Below are 16,067 nucleotides of genomic sequence, written 5' to 3'. Positions count from 1 at the left end.
CCTTCGACAAAAAAGCCACGGCAGCTGAGTATTTATTCGTGCTGCTGTGGCTTTTTTGTTCTCTTGACCAATGCGTCAGAGAATGTAGGTTAATGCTGGCATGTGCAGCAGATATTGACTTGCCTAATTATGTATTGAGTCGGAGTGTTTGCCTTTGCCTTTGCCTTTGCCTTTGCCTTTGCCTTTGCCTTTGCCTTTGCCTTTGCGTGAAGCGTGAGTTGTTGTGTGTGATTTTGTATGTTCATTTGCGTGCTTTTTTTCAAAAATTATTTAATGCCGTTTCAGTGGTATTTTTTAGTTGCTTTTTAAGGCCTTGAAGTTACTTGGTGGTTGCGATAGGTTTTGTTGGGTGATTTATTGAAGTTATCGTCAGTATTAAATAAAAAGGAATTTTAAATGAACAAGATGAATGATGCAGAAGCTCACGCATACTTAGATCAATGCCTTGAGCAATGTAGGATGAAGTTGGCGCTGGCCGGTCCGAAGAGTCGGATGCGTATGGCAATGCAGCTGCCGATTGATCGGGATGAACTGAACGCCGCAATCATGGGCGATGGCATTGTTGGTTTTTTGGAGGGGATGAGCAGGCGTAACAAACGTATTGTAAAAAATACCTACGCGTATGCTTCGATCTCTGCAAAGATCCTGTTCCCGAGTAAAACGCAGAGGGCCGCCCGTTACGAGGCTTTCAAAAATCTGATGTTCGCCCTTGGGTGGACCAATTATCATGCAGCTTTAACTCGCTACAAGTCGAGCAGCGCTAAATTGACGATGGACAATGTAGCTCTGGACATTGTTCATTCGGCAGCCGGTGGGCTGGCTGGCACCGCCGCTAATGCGCTTAAAGTCGTGGCGGACAAAACCATTGATGCACTCAAGAAACAACCCGATGCGGTAAATTTATTCGAGAGGAATACTGCAGATGCCGATGGTATTAACTTCGGCGTTTCTGTTTGCAAGCAAGATGACGATGCGGAAGTGTCGATGGTCGTGGGTACGGTGAGTTGCATTCCATCGATGCAGCACACTAGAGTGCTGTTCGTGGAATGGAATAGCTCCGATCTGGATATTTATCAAGGTAAAGCGTATTTCACTATTCACGAAGAGGATCTGAGGAAAGAGGCTGAGACCATCAAGTTTCTTGACGAGCTCCGAGAGGCTCTTTTTTACGAGTATTCGCCGACTTAAGTACAACTCGGTTGCCAGAGGCATTTACCTCTGGCTTTACGTCGCGGCTATCCCTAAGGCACCAGATACCCCTTCACCCCGGTGAAAATAATCTGCGCCGCCAACGCACACACAAACAACCCCATCAACCGGCTGACAATCTGCAAGCCCTGGTCGCCGAGAATGCGTTCGATGCGGCCGGACAGATACAGCACCACTCCTACGGTGAAGCTGGCTAACGCAATACCCACGATGGCCGTGAGCTTGTCGTCCCAGTGCGGCTGGCCCACGCCCATCACCAGCAAGGCGCCGATGGTGCCGGGCCCAACCGTCAGGGGAATGGTCAGCGGGACGATGGTCACGTCCTGCTGCACGTTGTCGGTCTGTACCGCTGACTTGCCTTGCGCCATGGCCAGTGCCGAGATGAACAGCACGCTACCGGCACCAATGCGGAATGCGTCCACAGTAATGCCGAAGACGCTGAAAATCACCCGTCCGAACAAGTACAGCAACACGCTGGAGATCAGTGTGGCGAGGGCCACTTTCCAGGCCAGGCGGCGCTGTTCCTTGCGTGAATAACCGCGAGTCAGGCTGATGAAGCAGGACAACACGAAGAAGGGGCTGTAGAGCACCAGCATCTTCAGGTAAACACTGAACAACACATGGAGCATGGTGCAAGCTCACTGGCGAGGGAAGTCGAGGGGGAGTCTATCAGGCGCTGCGGGGTCTGTCGGCTCAGGACGTGGGTGTCGCCGCCCGATTTAGCTGATCACGTTGGGTGACCCAGTGTTCGATCAATTCGCGCAATTGCGAAAGCTCGACCGGTTTGGCCATGTGCCCATCCATGCCGGCCTGGCGTGCACGCTCTTTATGCTCAGCGAGAATGTGGGCGGTCAATGCCACCACCGGAGTACGAGTCCGTTGGTTGCCAACTTCCCATGCGCGCAATTGCTGGGTGGCGGAGAAGCCATCGAGGATCGGCATTTCGCAGTCCATCAGGACGAGGTCGTAACGTTGGGCTTTCATCGCCTGCAAGGCTTCTTCGCCATTGCTGGCAGTGTCCGGTTGCAGGTTGAGCTTGCCCAGCATGCCGCGGATGACCTTGGTCGAAATGCTGTTGTCTTCCGCGACCAGAATACGGAAATCACTCGGAACCTTGACCGGCAGGGTAGGGACGTTTTGCGGTAGCTGAGTGAAGGCGAGACCCTTGTTGCGCTGCGTCAACTCGTCGGCGAGGGTCGTTTTAAGCGTGTACCCGGCGACCGGTTTGGCGAGGATGCGTTTGATCCCCGAGTTGCGGGCGATGATCTTGCTGGGCGCATTGCTGATGCCGGTCAGCATGATCAACAGGATGTCGTGGTTCAGGCTTGGGTCTTCCTTGATCTTGGCCGCCAGTTGCATGCCAGTCATGCCGGGCATGTTCTGGTCGAGCAGGACCACATCGAAGTAATCGCGCAGGTGTGCCTTGGTGCGCAACAGCGCCAGCGCTTCCTTGCCGGAAGGCGCGGCGCTGACGTTCAGCCCCCAGGCCGTGCACTGTTGCACCAGCACCTTGCGACAGGTGTCGTTGTCATCCACCACCAGCACGCGTGCGCCTTGCAGCGGGCCATCGAGGTCGGAGGTCGGGTGTTCGAGGCGGTCGGGGTCCAGCGGCAAGGTCAGCCATAGCGTGCTGCCTTGATTGGTGCCGCTCTTGATGCCGAATTCCCCTTGCATCAGGCGAATCAGTTGGCGAGCGATCACCAGCCCCAGGTTGCCGCCCAGATGCGTGGCCGAGAGGAAGTGCCTGCTGTGCAGTTCGGCGTGCATCAGCGCATCGCGCTCTTCGGCGTTCATGGGTTCGCCGCTGTCCTGTACGGCGATGCGCAGGCGCGGTTTGGCGGTGCGCTCATCGAGAGCGACGACGATCAGGATTTCGCCTTCGTCGGTTTTCTTCAGGGCGTTTTCAAGCAGGCTCAGGAGGGTCTGGCGCAGACGCGTCGGGTCTCCGCTGATGACCCGTGGGACCTGCGGCTGAATAAAGCTGATCAGCTCGACGTTCTGCTGTTCGGCCTTGGCACGGAAGATACTCAGGCAATCTTCGATCAGCGCGTTGAGATCGAACTGCACATCATCGAGTTCGATCTGCCCGGATTCGAGCTTGGAAATGTCGAGAATTTCGTTGATCAATGTCAGCAGTTCGTTGCCGGCACTGTGGATGGTCTGCACATAGTCGCGCTGCTTGACCGAGAGCGGCGTGCCCAGCAGCAGCTCGGTCATGCCCAGTACGCCGTTCATCGGCGTGCGGATTTCATGGCTGATTTTCGCCAGGAACTCCGCCTTGGCATTGATCTCGGCATTGCTGGCGGCCAGATCGCGACTGATGCTGAAACGGCTTTCGGTGATGCTGCGCTGTCGCTCACTCAGGGCAATACTCATCAGCAAACCACTGAGGCAGATGAGTGCCAGCAAGATAGTGATCAACCCGTGGGGCTCGATCAGGGTCAACCCCAACAGGGCTGGGAGAATAATCAGCGTCCCAAGGTTGAACACAACCATCGCCGCCACGAAAAAGCGTGCCGGGCGATAGTTTTTTTGCCAGTGATAGGCGCTGATGAACAACATGGTCAGCCCCGCCAGGGCCACCAAGCCGTAGGTGATGAAGTTCAGTGGCAAGGTGTTGACGAACAACAACATCAGGCCACAGGAGGAGATGAGCAGCACTTCTCCCATGATCAGCTTGTTCAGGGGGTGCGGGCCCAGAGGTGCGAAGAACCGGTTAGTCAGCATCAGGCCGCAAGGCGCTGTCAGCAGCAACGCCAGGTACGCTCCTGGCGTTTGCAGTGCACGCCAGTCCGGCAGCCAGGCCCCGGCGATGTTCAGAAACAACAGCAGGCTGAGCATCAGCAAGCCCTCGCATGCCGCTACCCAGAGGCTGCTGCGAGAACGGGTGTAGGTATAGCGCAGGAGGTTGTGCAGGATCAGCATCGTGATGCAGCCGAACAGCAGTCCGTAGATCAGCGTCTGGCCCTGATTGGCGGCGGTCATGACGGCCGCTTGCAGGGTGACGTAGGGCCTCAACTGATGGTCGGAGTTAAGCCGCAGGTAGACGTCGAGTGGCTTGTCGCTTTGGGGTAGCGGCAACATGAAATCACTGCTGGGCAGTGGCCGCGCCGCCTGGGGCTGTTCGTTGCCCGTGTTGGCTTGATCGACCAGCTTGTCGCCGTCCAGCACATACAGGTCGAGTTGGCGCAGATCGGGAGCGAACACCCGCAGCAATTGTTCATGCTTGCCGGGCGAGAGTCTGAATCGCAGCCATAAGGCGCCATCGGGCTCGGCTGCCGTGAGGCGGTCGAGTTCGATGGGGCTGAATTGATTGGTGTAGCGGGCAGAGCGGATGTCGCTGAGTTGCAGGTCGCCCTGTTCGTCGAGCAATACTGCCCAGCCACTGCCTTGCTCGGCCTGGGCCGGTAGCATGCAGAGCAAGGTCAGCAGCGTGACGGTTAAACTTATGGCAATCCTGAGCCAGCGCACGGCGAAATCCCTTCTTAGGTTAATGCCAGAATATAACGATGCGCGGCGCCGGAATAGCCAGGCAAGGAATCGAGTCCGTTGCCTGGCGCGGTGTTGACCTTATTCCTGATTTTCGCCACGCTCGCGGGCAATGGCGCGGTAGCCAATGTCCTTGCGATAGAAACAGCCTTCCCAATCAATGCTGGCCGCCAGCTTGTAAGCCTGCTGTTGGGCAGCGTCGACGCTGACGCCCATGGCAGTGGCGCAAAGCACCCGACCACCGGCCGTTACAACCTGACCGTCCTTGAGCGCCGTACCAGCGTGGAAAACTTTGCCTTCCAATGCTGCCGCAGCGTCCAGGCCGTTGATAGCCACGCCTTTGGCGTAGTCACCAGGATAGCCGCCTGCGGCCAATACGATACCGACGCTCGGGCGTGGATCCCATTGCGCTTCGACCTTGTCCAGCGCCTGCGCCAGGGCCGCTTCGACCAGCAGCACCAGGCTCGACTGCAAACGCAGCATGACCGGTTGGGTCTCAGGGTCGCCGAAACGGCAGTTAAATTCGATAACTTTTGGGTTACCAGCCTTGTCAATCATCAGGCCTGCATACAGGAAGCCAGTGTAGACGTTACCTTCCTCGGCCATGCCGCGCACGGTCGGCCAGATCACCAGGTCCATGACGCGCTTGTGCACGTCGGCGGTGACGACCGGGGCAGGGGAGTAAGCACCCATGCCGCCAGTGTTCGGGCCAGTATCGCCGTCGCCAACGCGTTTGTGGTCCTGGCTGGTGGCCATCGGCAAGACGTTCTTGCCATCGACCATGACGATGAAGCTGGCTTCTTCGCCGTCCAGGAACTCTTCGATGACGACGCGCGAACCGGCTTCGCCAAAGGCATTGCCTGCCAACATGTCGCGTACCGCGTCTTCGGCTTCAGTCAGGGTCATGGCGACGATCACGCCTTTACCGGCGGCCAGGCCGTCGGCCTTGATTACGATCGGCGCACCTTTTTCACGCAGATAAGCCAGGGCAGGCTCGATCTCGGTGAAGTTCTGGTAGTCGGCAGTCGGGATCTTGTGGCGCGCCAGGAAGTCCTTGGTGAACGCTTTCGAACCTTCCAGCTGCGCAGCGCCAGCGGTCGGACCGAAGCAGTCCAGGCCACGGCTGCGGAACAGGTCTACAACGCCGGCAACCAATGGCACTTCAGGGCCAACGATGGTCAGGGAAACGTTTTTCTCGGCGAAGTCTGCCAGTTGCTCCAGGGCCAGCACGTCGATGGCGACGTTCTCGCACTTGGCTTCGATGGCGGTGCCGGCGTTACCCGGTGCCACGAACACTTTCTGCACGCGAGGATCCTGAGCCACTTTCCAGGCCAGTGCGTGTTCACGGCCACCGCTGCCAATGATCAAAACATTCATTTCAAAAACCTCGGATGACGCTAATTCGGGGATGCATCCTGCTGGATGCTGACTGTAGGAGCCGGCTTGCTGGCGATCGGGTCATCGCTGTTTACCTGCCAGACCGCTATCGCCAGCAAGCCGGCTCCTACAGTGGGTGTGTTATCAGTGACGGAAGTGACGCATGCCGGTGAGCACCATGGCGATGCCGGCTTCGTCGGCAGCAGCAATCACTTCGTTGTCACGCATCGAGCCGCCTGGCTGGATCACCGCAGTGATACCGACCTTGGCCGCGTTGTCGATGCCGTCGCGGAACGGGAAGAATGCGTCGGATGCCATGACCGCACCTTGAACCTGCAGGCCAGCATGCTCTGCCTTGATGGCAGCAATGCGTGCGGAGTTCACGCGGCTCATCTGGCCAGCGCCGACACCGATGGTCTGGCGGTTCTTGGCGTAGACGATGGCGTTGGACTTCACGTACTTGGCGACTTTCCAGGCGAAGATCAGGTCATTGATTTCCTGTTCGCTCGGGGCGCGCTTGGTCACCACTTTCAGGTCGTCGGCGCCGATCATGCCGATGTCGCGGCTCTGCACCAGCAGGCCACCGTTGACGCGTTTGTAATCCCAGGCAGCGGCGCGATCAGCCGCCCACTCGCCGCAGGCCAGCAGGCGCACGTTGGCTTTGGCGGCAACGATGGCGCGGGCCTCTTCGCTGACGCTCGGGGCGATGATCACTTCGACGAACTGACGCTCGACGATGGCCTTGGCGGTCTCGGCATCGAGTTCGCGGTTGAAGGCGATGATGCCGCCGAAAGCCGATTCGGTATCGGTGGCGTAGGCCAGTTCGTAAGCCTGACGGATGCCGCCTTCGGCGTCCGGGCTCACCGCCACGCCGCACGGGTTGGCGTGCTTGACGATCACGCAGGCTGGCTTGACGAAGCTCTTCACGCATTCCAGCGCGGCATCGGTGTCAGCCACGTTGTTGTACGACAGCTCTTTGCCTTGCAGTTGGGTCGCGGTGGCGATGCCGACTTCGGCAGGCTTGGCTTCCACGTAGAACGCCGCGCTCTGGTGCGGGTTCTCGCCGTAGCGCATTTCCTGAGCCTTGATGAACTGGCTGTTGAAGGTGCGTGGGAACTCGCTGCGACCGGAGGTCGAGAGTGTCTCGGCAGCCTGATTCACGGTGCCCATGTAGTTGGCGATCATGCCGTCGTAGGCCGCGGTGTGTTCGAATGCCTTGAGCATCAGGTCGAAACGCTGAGCGTAGGTCAGGCCGCCGGCCTTGAGGCCTTCCAGGACGCTGGCGTAGTCGCCGGCATTGACCACGATGGCCACGTCTTTATGGTTTTTTGCTGCCGAACGGACCATGGTCGGGCCGCCGATGTCGATGTTCTCGATAGCGGTCGGCAGGTCGCAGTCAGGCTTGTTGATGGTGGCTTCGAACGGGTACAGGTTGACCGCGACCAGATCGATCGGCTTGATGCCGTGCTCGTTCATGATGGCGTCGTCGATGCCGCGACGACCGAGGATGCCGCCGTGGATTTTCGGGTGCAGGGTTTTCACCCGGCCGTCCATCATTTCCGCGAAACCGGTGTAATCCGCGACTTCCACTGCGGCAACGCCGTTGTCCTGCAGCAGCTTGAACGTTCCGCCGGTGGAGAGAATCTCGACGCCCAGGGCTTCAAGCTCTTTGGCGAATTCGAGGATCCCGGTCTTGTCGGAAACACTGATCAAGGCGCGGCGGATCGGCAGGCGGGTAGTCTGGTCGGTCATTTCAATTTCCATCAAAAGCAAAGGAGTCAGCAAAAAAGGCGACCGGTTTTACGCGGGCGCCTTTCTGGTTTGATTGAATGCTTACAGCAAATCGTACTGCTTGAGTTTCTTGCGCAGCGTGCCCCGGTTCAGTCCGAGCATCTCGCTGGCCTTGGTCTGGTTGCCCTTGACGTAGTTCATCACGCACTCGAGCAGGGGGGCCTCGACTTCGGAGAGCACCAGGTTGTACACATCCGTGACGGCAGCGCCCTCAAGGTGGGCGAAATAATTGTGCAGCGCCTTCTCGACACTCCCGCGAAGGGTCTGACCTTCTTCGCTCGGCGTATTGAGGTGCTGTTTCAAATTCACGTTGTCGCTCACGGGTGTTGTTCCACTCACTAAAGTCTCGGTCATCATCGTCATGCGGCCACCCCTTCTCCGTCCCCTGTCAGGCTCTTGTAACGCTCGGCAAAAAACTCCCGAACGTTGGCGCATTGTGTTTCCGTACCATCCAAACGATTGAAGTGGGCGCGAAATTCCCTGGCGCCCGGCAAGGTTGCGAGATACCAGCCCACATGCTTTCGAGCGATACGGACGCCCATGACATCGCCATAGAAGACGTGCAGGGCAGCCAGATGCTCTAGCAGAATGCGTTCCACCTCGATCAGCTCCAGCGCCGGGAGTTTCTCGCCGGTACGCAGGAAATGATCGATCTCACGAAAAATCCACGGCCGCCCCTGGGCCGCCCGGCCAATCAACAGGCCGTCAACACCGGTCGCATCGAGCACGTACCGGGCTTTCTCCGGCGAATCGATATCGCCGTTGGCGAAAACCGGTATCGACACGGCCTGCTTGATCGCGGCAATCGTGTCGTACTCGGCTTCACCGGTGTACAGGTCGGCTCGGGTGCGGCCATGCACCGCCAGTGCCGTAATGCCTGCCTGTTCAGCGATCTTCGCCACCGTCAGGCCGTTCTTGTTGTCCCGGTCCCATCCGGTCCGGATCTTCAGGGTCACCGGCACATCAACCGCAGCCACGACGGCCTGCAGGATCTCGGTAACCAAGGCTTCATCCTTCAACAGCGCGGAACCGGCAGCCTTGTTGCAGACCTTCTTCGCCGGACAGCCCATGTTGATGTCAATAATCTGTGCGCCCAGTTCGACGTTGGCCCGGGCCGCGTCCGCCAGCATCTGTGCGTCACCACCGGCGATCTGTACCGAGCGTGGCTCGGGATCACCTTCGTGGATCATGCGCATGCGCGATTTGCGGGTATTCCACAAACTCATGTCGCTGGTGACCATTTCCGAGACGACTAGCCCTGCACCCAAGCGCTTGCAGAGCTGACGAAAGGGTTGGTCAGTGACGCCCGCCATCGGGGCGAGAATCAAGCTGTTTTGTAATGTGTATGGACCGATGCGTACCGCCGACATAGGACTTCCCTGTTGTGGGGCCGGATCATGAGAGTTCGAAAAAGGGTTGGCATGATACCCGCTCTCGATGACTGGATAAAGGCTGAATTGAACAAAATCTGAACAGTTATTCTGTTATTACCAGCGGTTTGGTTCGGTGGGAGGCAGTCAGAAAGTCGACGTCAATCCCGGCGCGGGGAAGCTTTTCACTCCGGCGAGTGAAAGCTCAGGCTGTAGTTCACCGCTTTGGCGCCTGGATCGAGAATGTCCAGTGCGATGTGGATAGGCGTTTGTGGTGGCATTTCCACCATGCCTTCGAGATCGCCGTTGAGGTACTCGCCGGGTTTGAAGCGTCGACTGGCGATCAGGTGGCCGTTGAGGTCTGCAAAGCGCAGTTCCAGCAGTGGGAAGGGTTGGGAGAAAGGGGCGCGATTATAGATGATGGCATCGACCACCAGCGCGCCGTTGAACTCCGGATGGCTGCGCACAACCAGGTTGCTGCTTTTGATTTTCGCGATGTCGACCCTGGACGGAACGTCGCAACCGATTTGCGGGCACAGTTGCTGGAACCATGGACGGTATTGGTCTTGTCGCGCCAGGTTGTCGAAGTCGTAGGCGATGTACTGGCCGACGAGGGCGCCAGCGGCGAGCAGGGTCAACAACAACCAGAACAGGCGGCGGCCCCAGGGAGAGCGGCGCTTTTGCCAGTCCAGTTGCAGCGGATCGTCGGTCAGGTCCTGCAGTACTTCAGCGCGCACGCCGGGTTCGCTGCGTTCGCGTCGCTGGCGCAGCGGTTCGACCGGCGGCAGTTCATCGTCGATCTCGTGCTCGTCGGCTGCCGACAGGCGTTCATGGTTGAGCGGTGTGTCGAGCGGATCGTGCAGTCGCAGTTGTGGCGGCTGCGATTCGTCGTCCAGCTCCACCGGCTCCAGAGACAGGGAAGGTTCGGTGCGCGAGCCTTTGTCCGATTCAATCGTCGGCTCGGGTGTCTCGAAACTGTCGAACGGGGGCTCGGTTTTTGCGCGATCGGCGGCCGACTCGCTGAACAGACTGTCGGACCACGGCTCATCGTCCTGTTCGACGGAATCGCGACGGGCACTCAGCGAGTCGTCGCGATGGCGACCAAGTTCGGTGGCGGGCTGGATTTCCCGCTGTTCAAGCCGGGCAAGCTCTTCGTCGAGATCCAGGCTGTCCAGATCCAGCGCGGTCGCGCTCCATTGCTTTTGGCTGATGGCGCGGGGCTCTTGCGGCGTTTCGGCTGCCGGTGGGATTGGCGCCTCCTTGCCGGCCTGCTCAAGCAGTTGCTTGGCGGCATTGAACACCTGCAGGCACGAGCCGCAACGAACCACGCCCCGCGCCACGCTCAACTGAGCATGGCTGACGCGGAAGCTGGTTTGGCAATGCGGGCACTGGGTGACGAAACTGTCGGTCATGCGGCGATCCGGTATAGGCAGGCGGTCATTCTAGCGCCGACGACCAGTGATGCGCACCCAGCCGTCGCGATTGGCGATCGGGTCCAGATCGAAGTCCTTCGCGTAGGCGGCAGCGACGTCATCGCCTTGCTCGGCGAGGATGCCCGACAGCGCCAGGCGGCCGCCCGATTTCACCAGGCGGGTCAACTGTGGCGCCAGGGACACCAGCGGGCCGGCGAGAATGTTGGCCACCAGCACGTCGGCCTGAACCTGCGGCAGATCTTCCGGCAGGTACAGCGGGAACAGGTGTTCGGCGATGTTGTTGCGCCCGGCATTGTCGCGGGAAGCTTCCAGCGCCTGCACGTCGATGTCGGTGCCCACGGCTTCCTTGGCGCCCAGCAGCAGGGCGGCAATCGCCAGAATCCCCGAGCCGCAGCCAAAGTCCAGCACGTTGCAGTCTTTCAGGTCCTGGCCGTCGAGCCATTCCAGGCACAGTGCGGTGGTCGGGTGGGTGCCGGTGCCGAATGCGAGGCCCGGGTCTAGCAGCAGGTTCACTGCATCGGGTTCCGGTGCGGCGTGCCAGCTCGGCACGATCCACAGGCGCTGGCCGAATTGCATCGGCTGGAAACCGTCCATCCAGCTGCGTTCCCAGTCCTGGTCTTCGATCACTTCGCTGTGGTGCTCGGGCAGCGGGCTGCCGGTCAGCAGCTCAAGATGGGCCAATACCGGGCCTGGCTCGGTGCCGCCTTCGAACAGCGCCAGCAGGTGCGTGTGGGACCACAGCGGGGTGGTGTTGAGTTCCGGTTCGAAGATCGGTTGATCCTCGGCATCCATGAAGGTCACCGACACGGCGCCCACTTCAAGGAAAGCGTCTTCGTAGGTTTCGGCTTGTTCTGGGCTGATGGCGAGACGGACTTGCAGCCAAGGCATGGCGGGCACCTTTGAAAAATATTGATTGCAGCCTAGCGGGCTGCGAGAAGCGCGCAAGTTTACGCGAGCGCGACGTCGATGACGACCATGGAGAAAAATCAAAAGATCGCAGGGTAGGAGCTGCCGCAGGCTGCGATCTTTTGATCTTTCTTTTTCCGCAAACAACAAAGCCGCCCGAAGGCGGCTTTGTCGATAGGGTCGAAGCTTAGTGCTTCTCGCCAGCCAGCTTGTGCTCGAGGTAGTGAATGTTCACGCCCCCTTTGCAGAAGCCTTCGTCGCGGGTCAGGTCGCGGTGCAGCGGGATGTTGGTCTTGATCCCGTCTACCACGATCTCGTCCAGCGCATTGCGCATGCGCGCCATGGCTTCGTCACGGGTTGCGCCGTAGGTGATCAGCTTGCCGATCAACGAATCGTAGTTCGGCGGAACGGCATAGCCACTGTACAGGTGGGAATCGACGCGAACGCCGTTGCCGCCTGGAGCGTGGAAATGCTTGACCGTGCCAGGGCTTGGCATGAAGGTTTTCGGGTCTTCGGCGTTGATCCGGCATTCCAGCGAGTGACCGCGGATGACCACGTCATCCTGGGTGAACGACAGCTTGTTGCCGGCGGCGATGCTGAGCATCTCCTTGACGATGTCGATACCGGTGACCATTTCCGAAACCGGGTGCTCTACCTGGACACGAGTGTTCATCTCGATGAAGTAGAAGCGACCGTTCTCGTACAGGAACTCGAAAGTACCGGCGCCACGGTAACCGATGTCGATGCACGCCTTGACGCAGCGGGCGAAGACTTCCTGGCGAGCCTGCTCGTCGATGCCCGGTGCCGGCGCTTCTTCGAGGACTTTCTGGTGGCGACGTTGCAGCGAGCAATCGCGGTCACCCAGGTGGATGGCGTGGCCCTGGCCGTCGGAGAGAACCTGAACTTCCACGTGACGTGGGTTGGTCAGGAATTTTTCCAGGTAGACCATCGGGTTGCCGAACGCCGCGCCTGCTTCAGAGCGGGTCAGTTGTGCCGAGGAAATCAGGTCTTCTTCCTTGTGCACAACGCGCATGCCGCGACCACCGCCGCCGCCAGCGGCCTTGATGATCACCGGATAACCCACTTCGCGACCAATGCGCAGAGCGGTTTCTTCGTCTTCCGGCAGCGGGCCGTCGGAACCCGGAACGGTTGGAACGCCGGCGGCGATCATGGCGTGCTTGGCCGATACCTTGTCGCCCATCAGGCGAATGGTGTCGGCTTTCGGGCCAATGAACGCGAAGCCTGAGTTCTCGACCTGCTCGGCGAAGTCGGCGTTTTCCGCAAGGAAGCCGTAGCCCGGGTGAATGGCGGTGGCGCCAGTCACTTCAGCCGCGGCGATGATTGCCGGAATGTGCAGGTAGGAGTGGGCGGCCGATGCCGGACCGATGCAGACGGATTCGTCTGCCAGGCCCAGGTGCATCAGTTCCTTGTCAGCCTTGGAGTAAACGGCGACGGTCTTGATGCCCATCTCTTTGCAGGCGCGCAGGATCCGCAGGGCGATCTCACCGCGGTTGGCGATCAGAACTTTTTCCAACTTCGCAGTCATCAAAGGCTCTCCGCGGTTCAAACGATGGTGAACAGCGGTTGGTCGTACTCAACCGGCTGGCCGTCTTCAACGAGGATGGATTCGATCACACCGCTGGTTTCAGCTTCGATGTGGTTCATCATCTTCATGGCTTCAACGATGCACAGGGTGTCGCCTTTCTTCACGGTCTGGCCGACTTCAACGAAGGACGGCGAGCTTGGCGAAGATTTGCGATAGAACGTACCGACCATCGGCGAACGGGCAACGGTGCCGTTCAGCACTGGAGCGGCCGGAGCAGCTGGTGCGGCAGCGGCAGCCGGAGCGGCGGCAGCGACAGGCGCAGGGGCCGGAGCATGCATTGGAGCTGGCGCGTAGTACTGCTGAGCCGGGGTCTTGCTATGACGGCTGATGCGTACGGACTCTTCGCCTTCCTTGATCTCGAGCTCGTCGATGCCGGACTCTTCCAGCAATTCGATCAGTTTCTTAACTTTACGGATATCCATGAATCATCAACTCCCAAGGGTCGGTCAGGGGCGGTTAACTTGTTGTTCAAGCTGTTCCAGGGCGGCCTCCAGGGCCAGTCGGTAACCGCTGGCGCCAAGGCCGCAGATCACTCCCACCGCTACGTCGGAGAAGTAAGAGTGATGGCGAAAAGGTTCGCGTTTGTGCACGTTAGACAAATGCACTTCGATGAATGGGATGCTCACTGCCAGCAGCGCGTCACGTAAAGCGACACTTGTATGCGTAAAAGCTGCCGGATTGATCAAAATGAAGTCCACGCCTTCGCTGCGCGCGGCGTGGATGCGGTCGATCAATTCGTACTCGGCATTGCTTTGCAGGTGCAGCAAATGGTGACCGGCTTCGCGGGCACGGCGTTCCAGGTCCTGGTTGATCTGCGCCAGTGTCGTGGCGCCATAGGTGCCCGGTTCGCGGGTGCCGAGCAAATTCAGGTTGGGTCCGTGCAGTACGAGTAGCGTCGCCATCGGCTGTTCCTTGTTATCAGCGTGCAATTGTCAGAACCCGGCGACTATGCCGCAAAGGGTTTGTGACTGTCCAGTTCTCTGCAATAGCCAGCACGTTGCCCGATGTTTGCGCAAAATATATGACTGCTTGATTAAATCTGGTCATTCGCCTTCACAACACGTTCAGCGAAGTCTTTGGCGCTGATCTCGCCGATCACCCGAACATCGGCGCGTTCGACGCCATCCTTGCCGAAAAACATCAGTGCCGGTGGCCCGAACAGTTGATAGCGGTCGAGCAGGGCGCGTTGCTCGGCGTTGCTGGCGGTGATGTCGAAGCGGATCAGACGATAGCCCTTGAGACGTTCGACGACGATCGGGTCTTTGAGCACTTCATGTTCGATGACTTTGCAGCTGATGCACCAGTCGGCGTACCAGTCGAGCAGCAACGGGGTGCCGGAGGATCGTGCCTCGGTGAGCACACGGTCCAGGTCGGCCGGGGTGCTGACGGTTTGCCAGGCGCTGATGCTTGGCGCTTGACCGGCTGCCTCGACGAGACGCGGCTGGCCAATCGGGTTGAACGGGTCGGTCTGGCCACTGAACGCGCCGTACCAGCAAGCCAGGGCATAAAACAGCAAAAACATCCCGAGCAACTGGCCCAGGCGTTTTCTCGGCGGTTTGTAGACGAACTCCAGCGCTCCCAAGAACAATCCGACGCCACCGGCCAGCAAGCCGATCAGCAGCAAGGTAATTTGGCCGGGCAGGACACGGCTGAGGAGGCCGATCGCCAGCCCCAGCAACAACACGCCAATCGCATTCTTCACATAGATCAGCCATGGCCCGCTTTTCGGTAGCCACGCCGCGCCGCCTGTAGCCACCAGCAGCAGCGGGGTGCCCATGCCGAGGCCGAGCATGAACAGTTTCAATCCGCCACCCAAAGCATCGCCGCTGGCGCTGATGTACAGCAAGGCCCCGGCCAATGGCGCCGAAACGCAGGGCGAAACCAGCAGGCTGGAAACCACGCCCAGCACCGCTGCGCCCCACAGGGAGCCGCCCTCGGTACGACCGGCGATACGGTCCAGGCGACTGCTGATGGCCTGCGGCAGCTTGAGTTCAAATACGCCGAACATCGCCAGGGCAAACACGGCAAAAAACATCGCGAAGGGCACCAGCACCCAGACGGATTGAAGGCGTGCCTGAAGATTCAGCTGCGCGCCGAACATCCCCATCAACGCACCGAGCAGGGCGAAACAGGCAGCCATTGGCAGCACGTACGCCAGCGAAAGATTGAACCCGCGCAAGCCGCCCACCTGACCGCGCAAGACAACACCCGACAGGATCGGCAGCATCGGCAGCACGCAGGGCGTGAACGTCAGGCCCAGGCCGGCGAGGAAGAACAGCGCCAGTTCTCGCCAGCTCCAGTTGTAGGGCGTCGCTGCGGCGCTACTGTCACTGATGCTCAGGCGCTCGGTTTCGGGCGGGTAGCACAGGCCTTTGTCGGCGCAGCCTTGATACGTCACGGCCAGGGTGAAAGCGCGTGAGTCCGTGCGCGGTAGCTCGACGTCGAGAATGCCGTGATAGACCTCGACATCGCCGAAGTACTCATCGTGTTTTTTTTGCCCGTCGGGCAGGCGTGCCGTGCCGAGCAGGGCGTCGGCCGGATCGGCACGAAATTGAAATCGATGGCGATAGAGGTAGTAGCCCTCGGTGGCGACAAAACGCAGCTTGATCGATTGCGGCGTGCTGTCGACCAGACTCAACTGAAAGGCTTCGCGCACCGGCAGGAAGTCGGCGCTGTTGTTGATCGAGCCGAACGTCGAATTTGGACGGCTCTCCAGCAACCCGGTGGCGGCGACCGGCAAGGCGAAGACAAACAGCAGCAGGCAGAGCAAACGGCGCATGACAATCTCGCGTATCGGAATTGGGGGGATGATAGCGGACAGTCGCAGTGTATGCAGACACGCTTTTGTGGCGAGGGGGCTTGCCCCCGTTGGACCGCGAAGCGGAC

The 16,067-nt window shown here is 59.5% G+C and carries 14 protein-coding genes; 2 read left to right on the top strand and 12 right to left on the bottom strand.

The window, feature by feature from the left end:
- The first annotated feature begins 396 nt into the window (after nucleotides 1-396).
- Nucleotides 397-1,188 carry a hypothetical protein gene (locus QYH43_RS24200; protein WP_095152298.1) on the top strand — a complete coding sequence of 264 codons (792 nt, stop codon included), beginning with the start codon at nucleotides 397-399 and terminating at the stop codon, nucleotides 1,186-1,188.
- Nucleotides 1,189-1,241: 53 nt separating this feature from the next.
- On the opposite strand, the gene QYH43_RS24195 is transcribed toward QYH43_RS24200, so the two are convergent.
- The 8 genes from QYH43_RS24195 to prmA form a co-directional block, all read right to left on the bottom strand.
- Nucleotides 1,242-1,838, bottom strand: a complete 597-nt coding sequence (locus tag QYH43_RS24195) for a MarC family protein (protein WP_095056287.1) — start codon at nucleotides 1,836-1,838, stop codon at nucleotides 1,242-1,244.
- Nucleotides 1,839-1,902: 64 nt separating this feature from the next.
- The gene (locus QYH43_RS24190; RefSeq protein ID WP_095152299.1) at nucleotides 1,903-4,680 is read right to left on the bottom strand and encodes a hybrid sensor histidine kinase/response regulator; all 2,778 of its coding nucleotides are present in this window, start codon (nucleotides 4,678-4,680) and stop codon (nucleotides 1,903-1,905) included.
- A gap of 99 nt (nucleotides 4,681-4,779) precedes the next feature.
- A complete protein-coding gene (purD, locus tag QYH43_RS24185; RefSeq protein WP_095152300.1) occupies nucleotides 4,780-6,075 on the bottom strand; it encodes a phosphoribosylamine--glycine ligase in 1,296 nt (431 codons plus the stop codon).
- Nucleotides 6,076-6,219: 144 nt separating this feature from the next.
- A complete protein-coding gene (purH, locus tag QYH43_RS24180; protein ID WP_095152301.1) occupies nucleotides 6,220-7,827 on the bottom strand; it encodes a bifunctional phosphoribosylaminoimidazolecarboxamide formyltransferase/IMP cyclohydrolase in 1,608 nt (535 codons plus the stop codon).
- 81 nt (nucleotides 7,828-7,908) lie between these two features.
- Nucleotides 7,909-8,229 (bottom strand): DNA-binding transcriptional regulator Fis, encoded by a 321-nt coding sequence (fis, locus tag QYH43_RS24175; RefSeq protein WP_015093301.1) that lies wholly within the window; start codon nucleotides 8,227-8,229, stop codon nucleotides 7,909-7,911.
- Entirely contained in the window at nucleotides 8,226-9,236 is a 1,011-nt protein-coding gene (gene dusB / locus QYH43_RS24170; protein ID WP_095056283.1) for a tRNA dihydrouridine synthase DusB, read from the bottom strand. The genes fis and dusB overlap by 4 nt, the downstream gene beginning before the upstream one ends.
- Nucleotides 9,237-9,421: 185 nt before the next feature.
- Complete coding sequence (locus tag QYH43_RS24165; RefSeq protein ID WP_095152302.1) at nucleotides 9,422-10,648, bottom strand: DUF3426 domain-containing protein; 1,227 nt, start codon at nucleotides 10,646-10,648, stop codon at nucleotides 9,422-9,424.
- A 30-nt stretch (nucleotides 10,649-10,678) separates the two neighbouring features.
- The gene (gene prmA, locus QYH43_RS24160) at nucleotides 10,679-11,557 is read right to left on the bottom strand and encodes a 50S ribosomal protein L11 methyltransferase (protein WP_095056281.1); all 879 of its coding nucleotides are present in this window, start codon (nucleotides 11,555-11,557) and stop codon (nucleotides 10,679-10,681) included.
- Between the two features lie 11 nt (nucleotides 11,558-11,568).
- On the opposite strand from prmA, the gene QYH43_RS24155 reads away from it, so the two are divergent.
- Nucleotides 11,569-11,766, top strand: a complete 198-nt coding sequence (locus tag QYH43_RS24155) for a hypothetical protein (RefSeq protein WP_143498439.1) — start codon at nucleotides 11,569-11,571, stop codon at nucleotides 11,764-11,766.
- Here the strand turns inward: QYH43_RS24155 and accC are convergent.
- From accC to QYH43_RS24135, 4 genes are all read right to left on the bottom strand, one after another.
- A complete protein-coding gene (gene accC / locus QYH43_RS24150) occupies nucleotides 11,763-13,121 on the bottom strand; it encodes an acetyl-CoA carboxylase biotin carboxylase subunit (RefSeq protein WP_095056280.1) in 1,359 nt (452 codons plus the stop codon). The genes QYH43_RS24155 and accC overlap by 4 nt on opposite strands.
- A 17-nt stretch (nucleotides 13,122-13,138) precedes the next feature.
- The gene (gene accB / locus QYH43_RS24145; protein ID WP_095152303.1) at nucleotides 13,139-13,603 is read right to left on the bottom strand and encodes an acetyl-CoA carboxylase biotin carboxyl carrier protein; all 465 of its coding nucleotides are present in this window, start codon (nucleotides 13,601-13,603) and stop codon (nucleotides 13,139-13,141) included.
- Between the two features lie 24 nt (nucleotides 13,604-13,627).
- The gene (gene aroQ / locus QYH43_RS24140) at nucleotides 13,628-14,083 is read right to left on the bottom strand and encodes a type II 3-dehydroquinate dehydratase (protein WP_007971361.1); all 456 of its coding nucleotides are present in this window, start codon (nucleotides 14,081-14,083) and stop codon (nucleotides 13,628-13,630) included.
- Nucleotides 14,084-14,214: 131 nt separating this feature from the next.
- Complete coding sequence (locus QYH43_RS24135) at nucleotides 14,215-15,960, bottom strand: protein-disulfide reductase DsbD (protein ID WP_301158260.1); 1,746 nt, start codon at nucleotides 15,958-15,960, stop codon at nucleotides 14,215-14,217.
- Nucleotides 15,961-16,067: the final 107 nt, after the last annotated feature.

This window comes from Pseudomonas sp. C32, assembly GCF_030417915.1.
In the GTDB taxonomy this organism is placed as follows: Bacteria; Pseudomonadota; Gammaproteobacteria; order Pseudomonadales; family Pseudomonadaceae; genus Aquipseudomonas.
This window is presented reverse-complemented; position numbering and strand designations above follow the sequence as displayed.

What these genes read in the sequence shown, in the direction of transcription:
- QYH43_RS24200 (WP_095152298.1), top strand. Translation starts at nt 397, where the DNA reads ATGAACAAGATGAATGATGCAGAAGCTCACGCATACTTAGATCAATGC.
- QYH43_RS24195 (WP_095056287.1), bottom strand. Translation starts at nt 1,838, where the DNA reads ATGCTCCATGTGTTGTTCAGTGTTTACCTGAAGATGCTGGTGCTCTAC.
- purD (WP_095152300.1), bottom strand. Translation starts at nt 6,075, where the DNA reads ATGAATGTTTTGATCATTGGCAGCGGTGGCCGTGAACACGCACTGGCC.
- purH (WP_095152301.1), bottom strand. Translation starts at nt 7,827, where the DNA reads ATGACCGACCAGACTACCCGCCTGCCGATCCGCCGCGCCTTGATCAGT.
- fis (WP_015093301.1), bottom strand. Translation starts at nt 8,229, where the DNA reads ATGACGATGATGACCGAGACTTTAGTGAGTGGAACAACACCCGTGAGC.
- dusB (WP_095056283.1), bottom strand. Translation starts at nt 9,236, where the DNA reads ATGTCGGCGGTACGCATCGGTCCATACACATTACAAAACAGCTTGATT.
- QYH43_RS24165 (WP_095152302.1), bottom strand. Translation starts at nt 10,648, where the DNA reads ATGACCGACAGTTTCGTCACCCAGTGCCCGCATTGCCAAACCAGCTTC.
- prmA (WP_095056281.1), bottom strand. Translation starts at nt 11,557, where the DNA reads ATGCCTTGGCTGCAAGTCCGTCTCGCCATCAGCCCAGAACAAGCCGAA.
- accC (WP_095056280.1), bottom strand. Translation starts at nt 13,121, where the DNA reads ATGACTGCGAAGTTGGAAAAAGTTCTGATCGCCAACCGCGGTGAGATC.
- accB (WP_095152303.1), bottom strand. Translation starts at nt 13,603, where the DNA reads ATGGATATCCGTAAAGTTAAGAAACTGATCGAATTGCTGGAAGAGTCC.
- aroQ (WP_007971361.1), bottom strand. Translation starts at nt 14,083, where the DNA reads ATGGCGACGCTACTCGTACTGCACGGACCCAACCTGAATTTGCTCGGC.
- QYH43_RS24135 (WP_301158260.1), bottom strand. Translation starts at nt 15,960, where the DNA reads ATGCGCCGTTTGCTCTGCCTGCTGCTGTTTGTCTTCGCCTTGCCGGTC.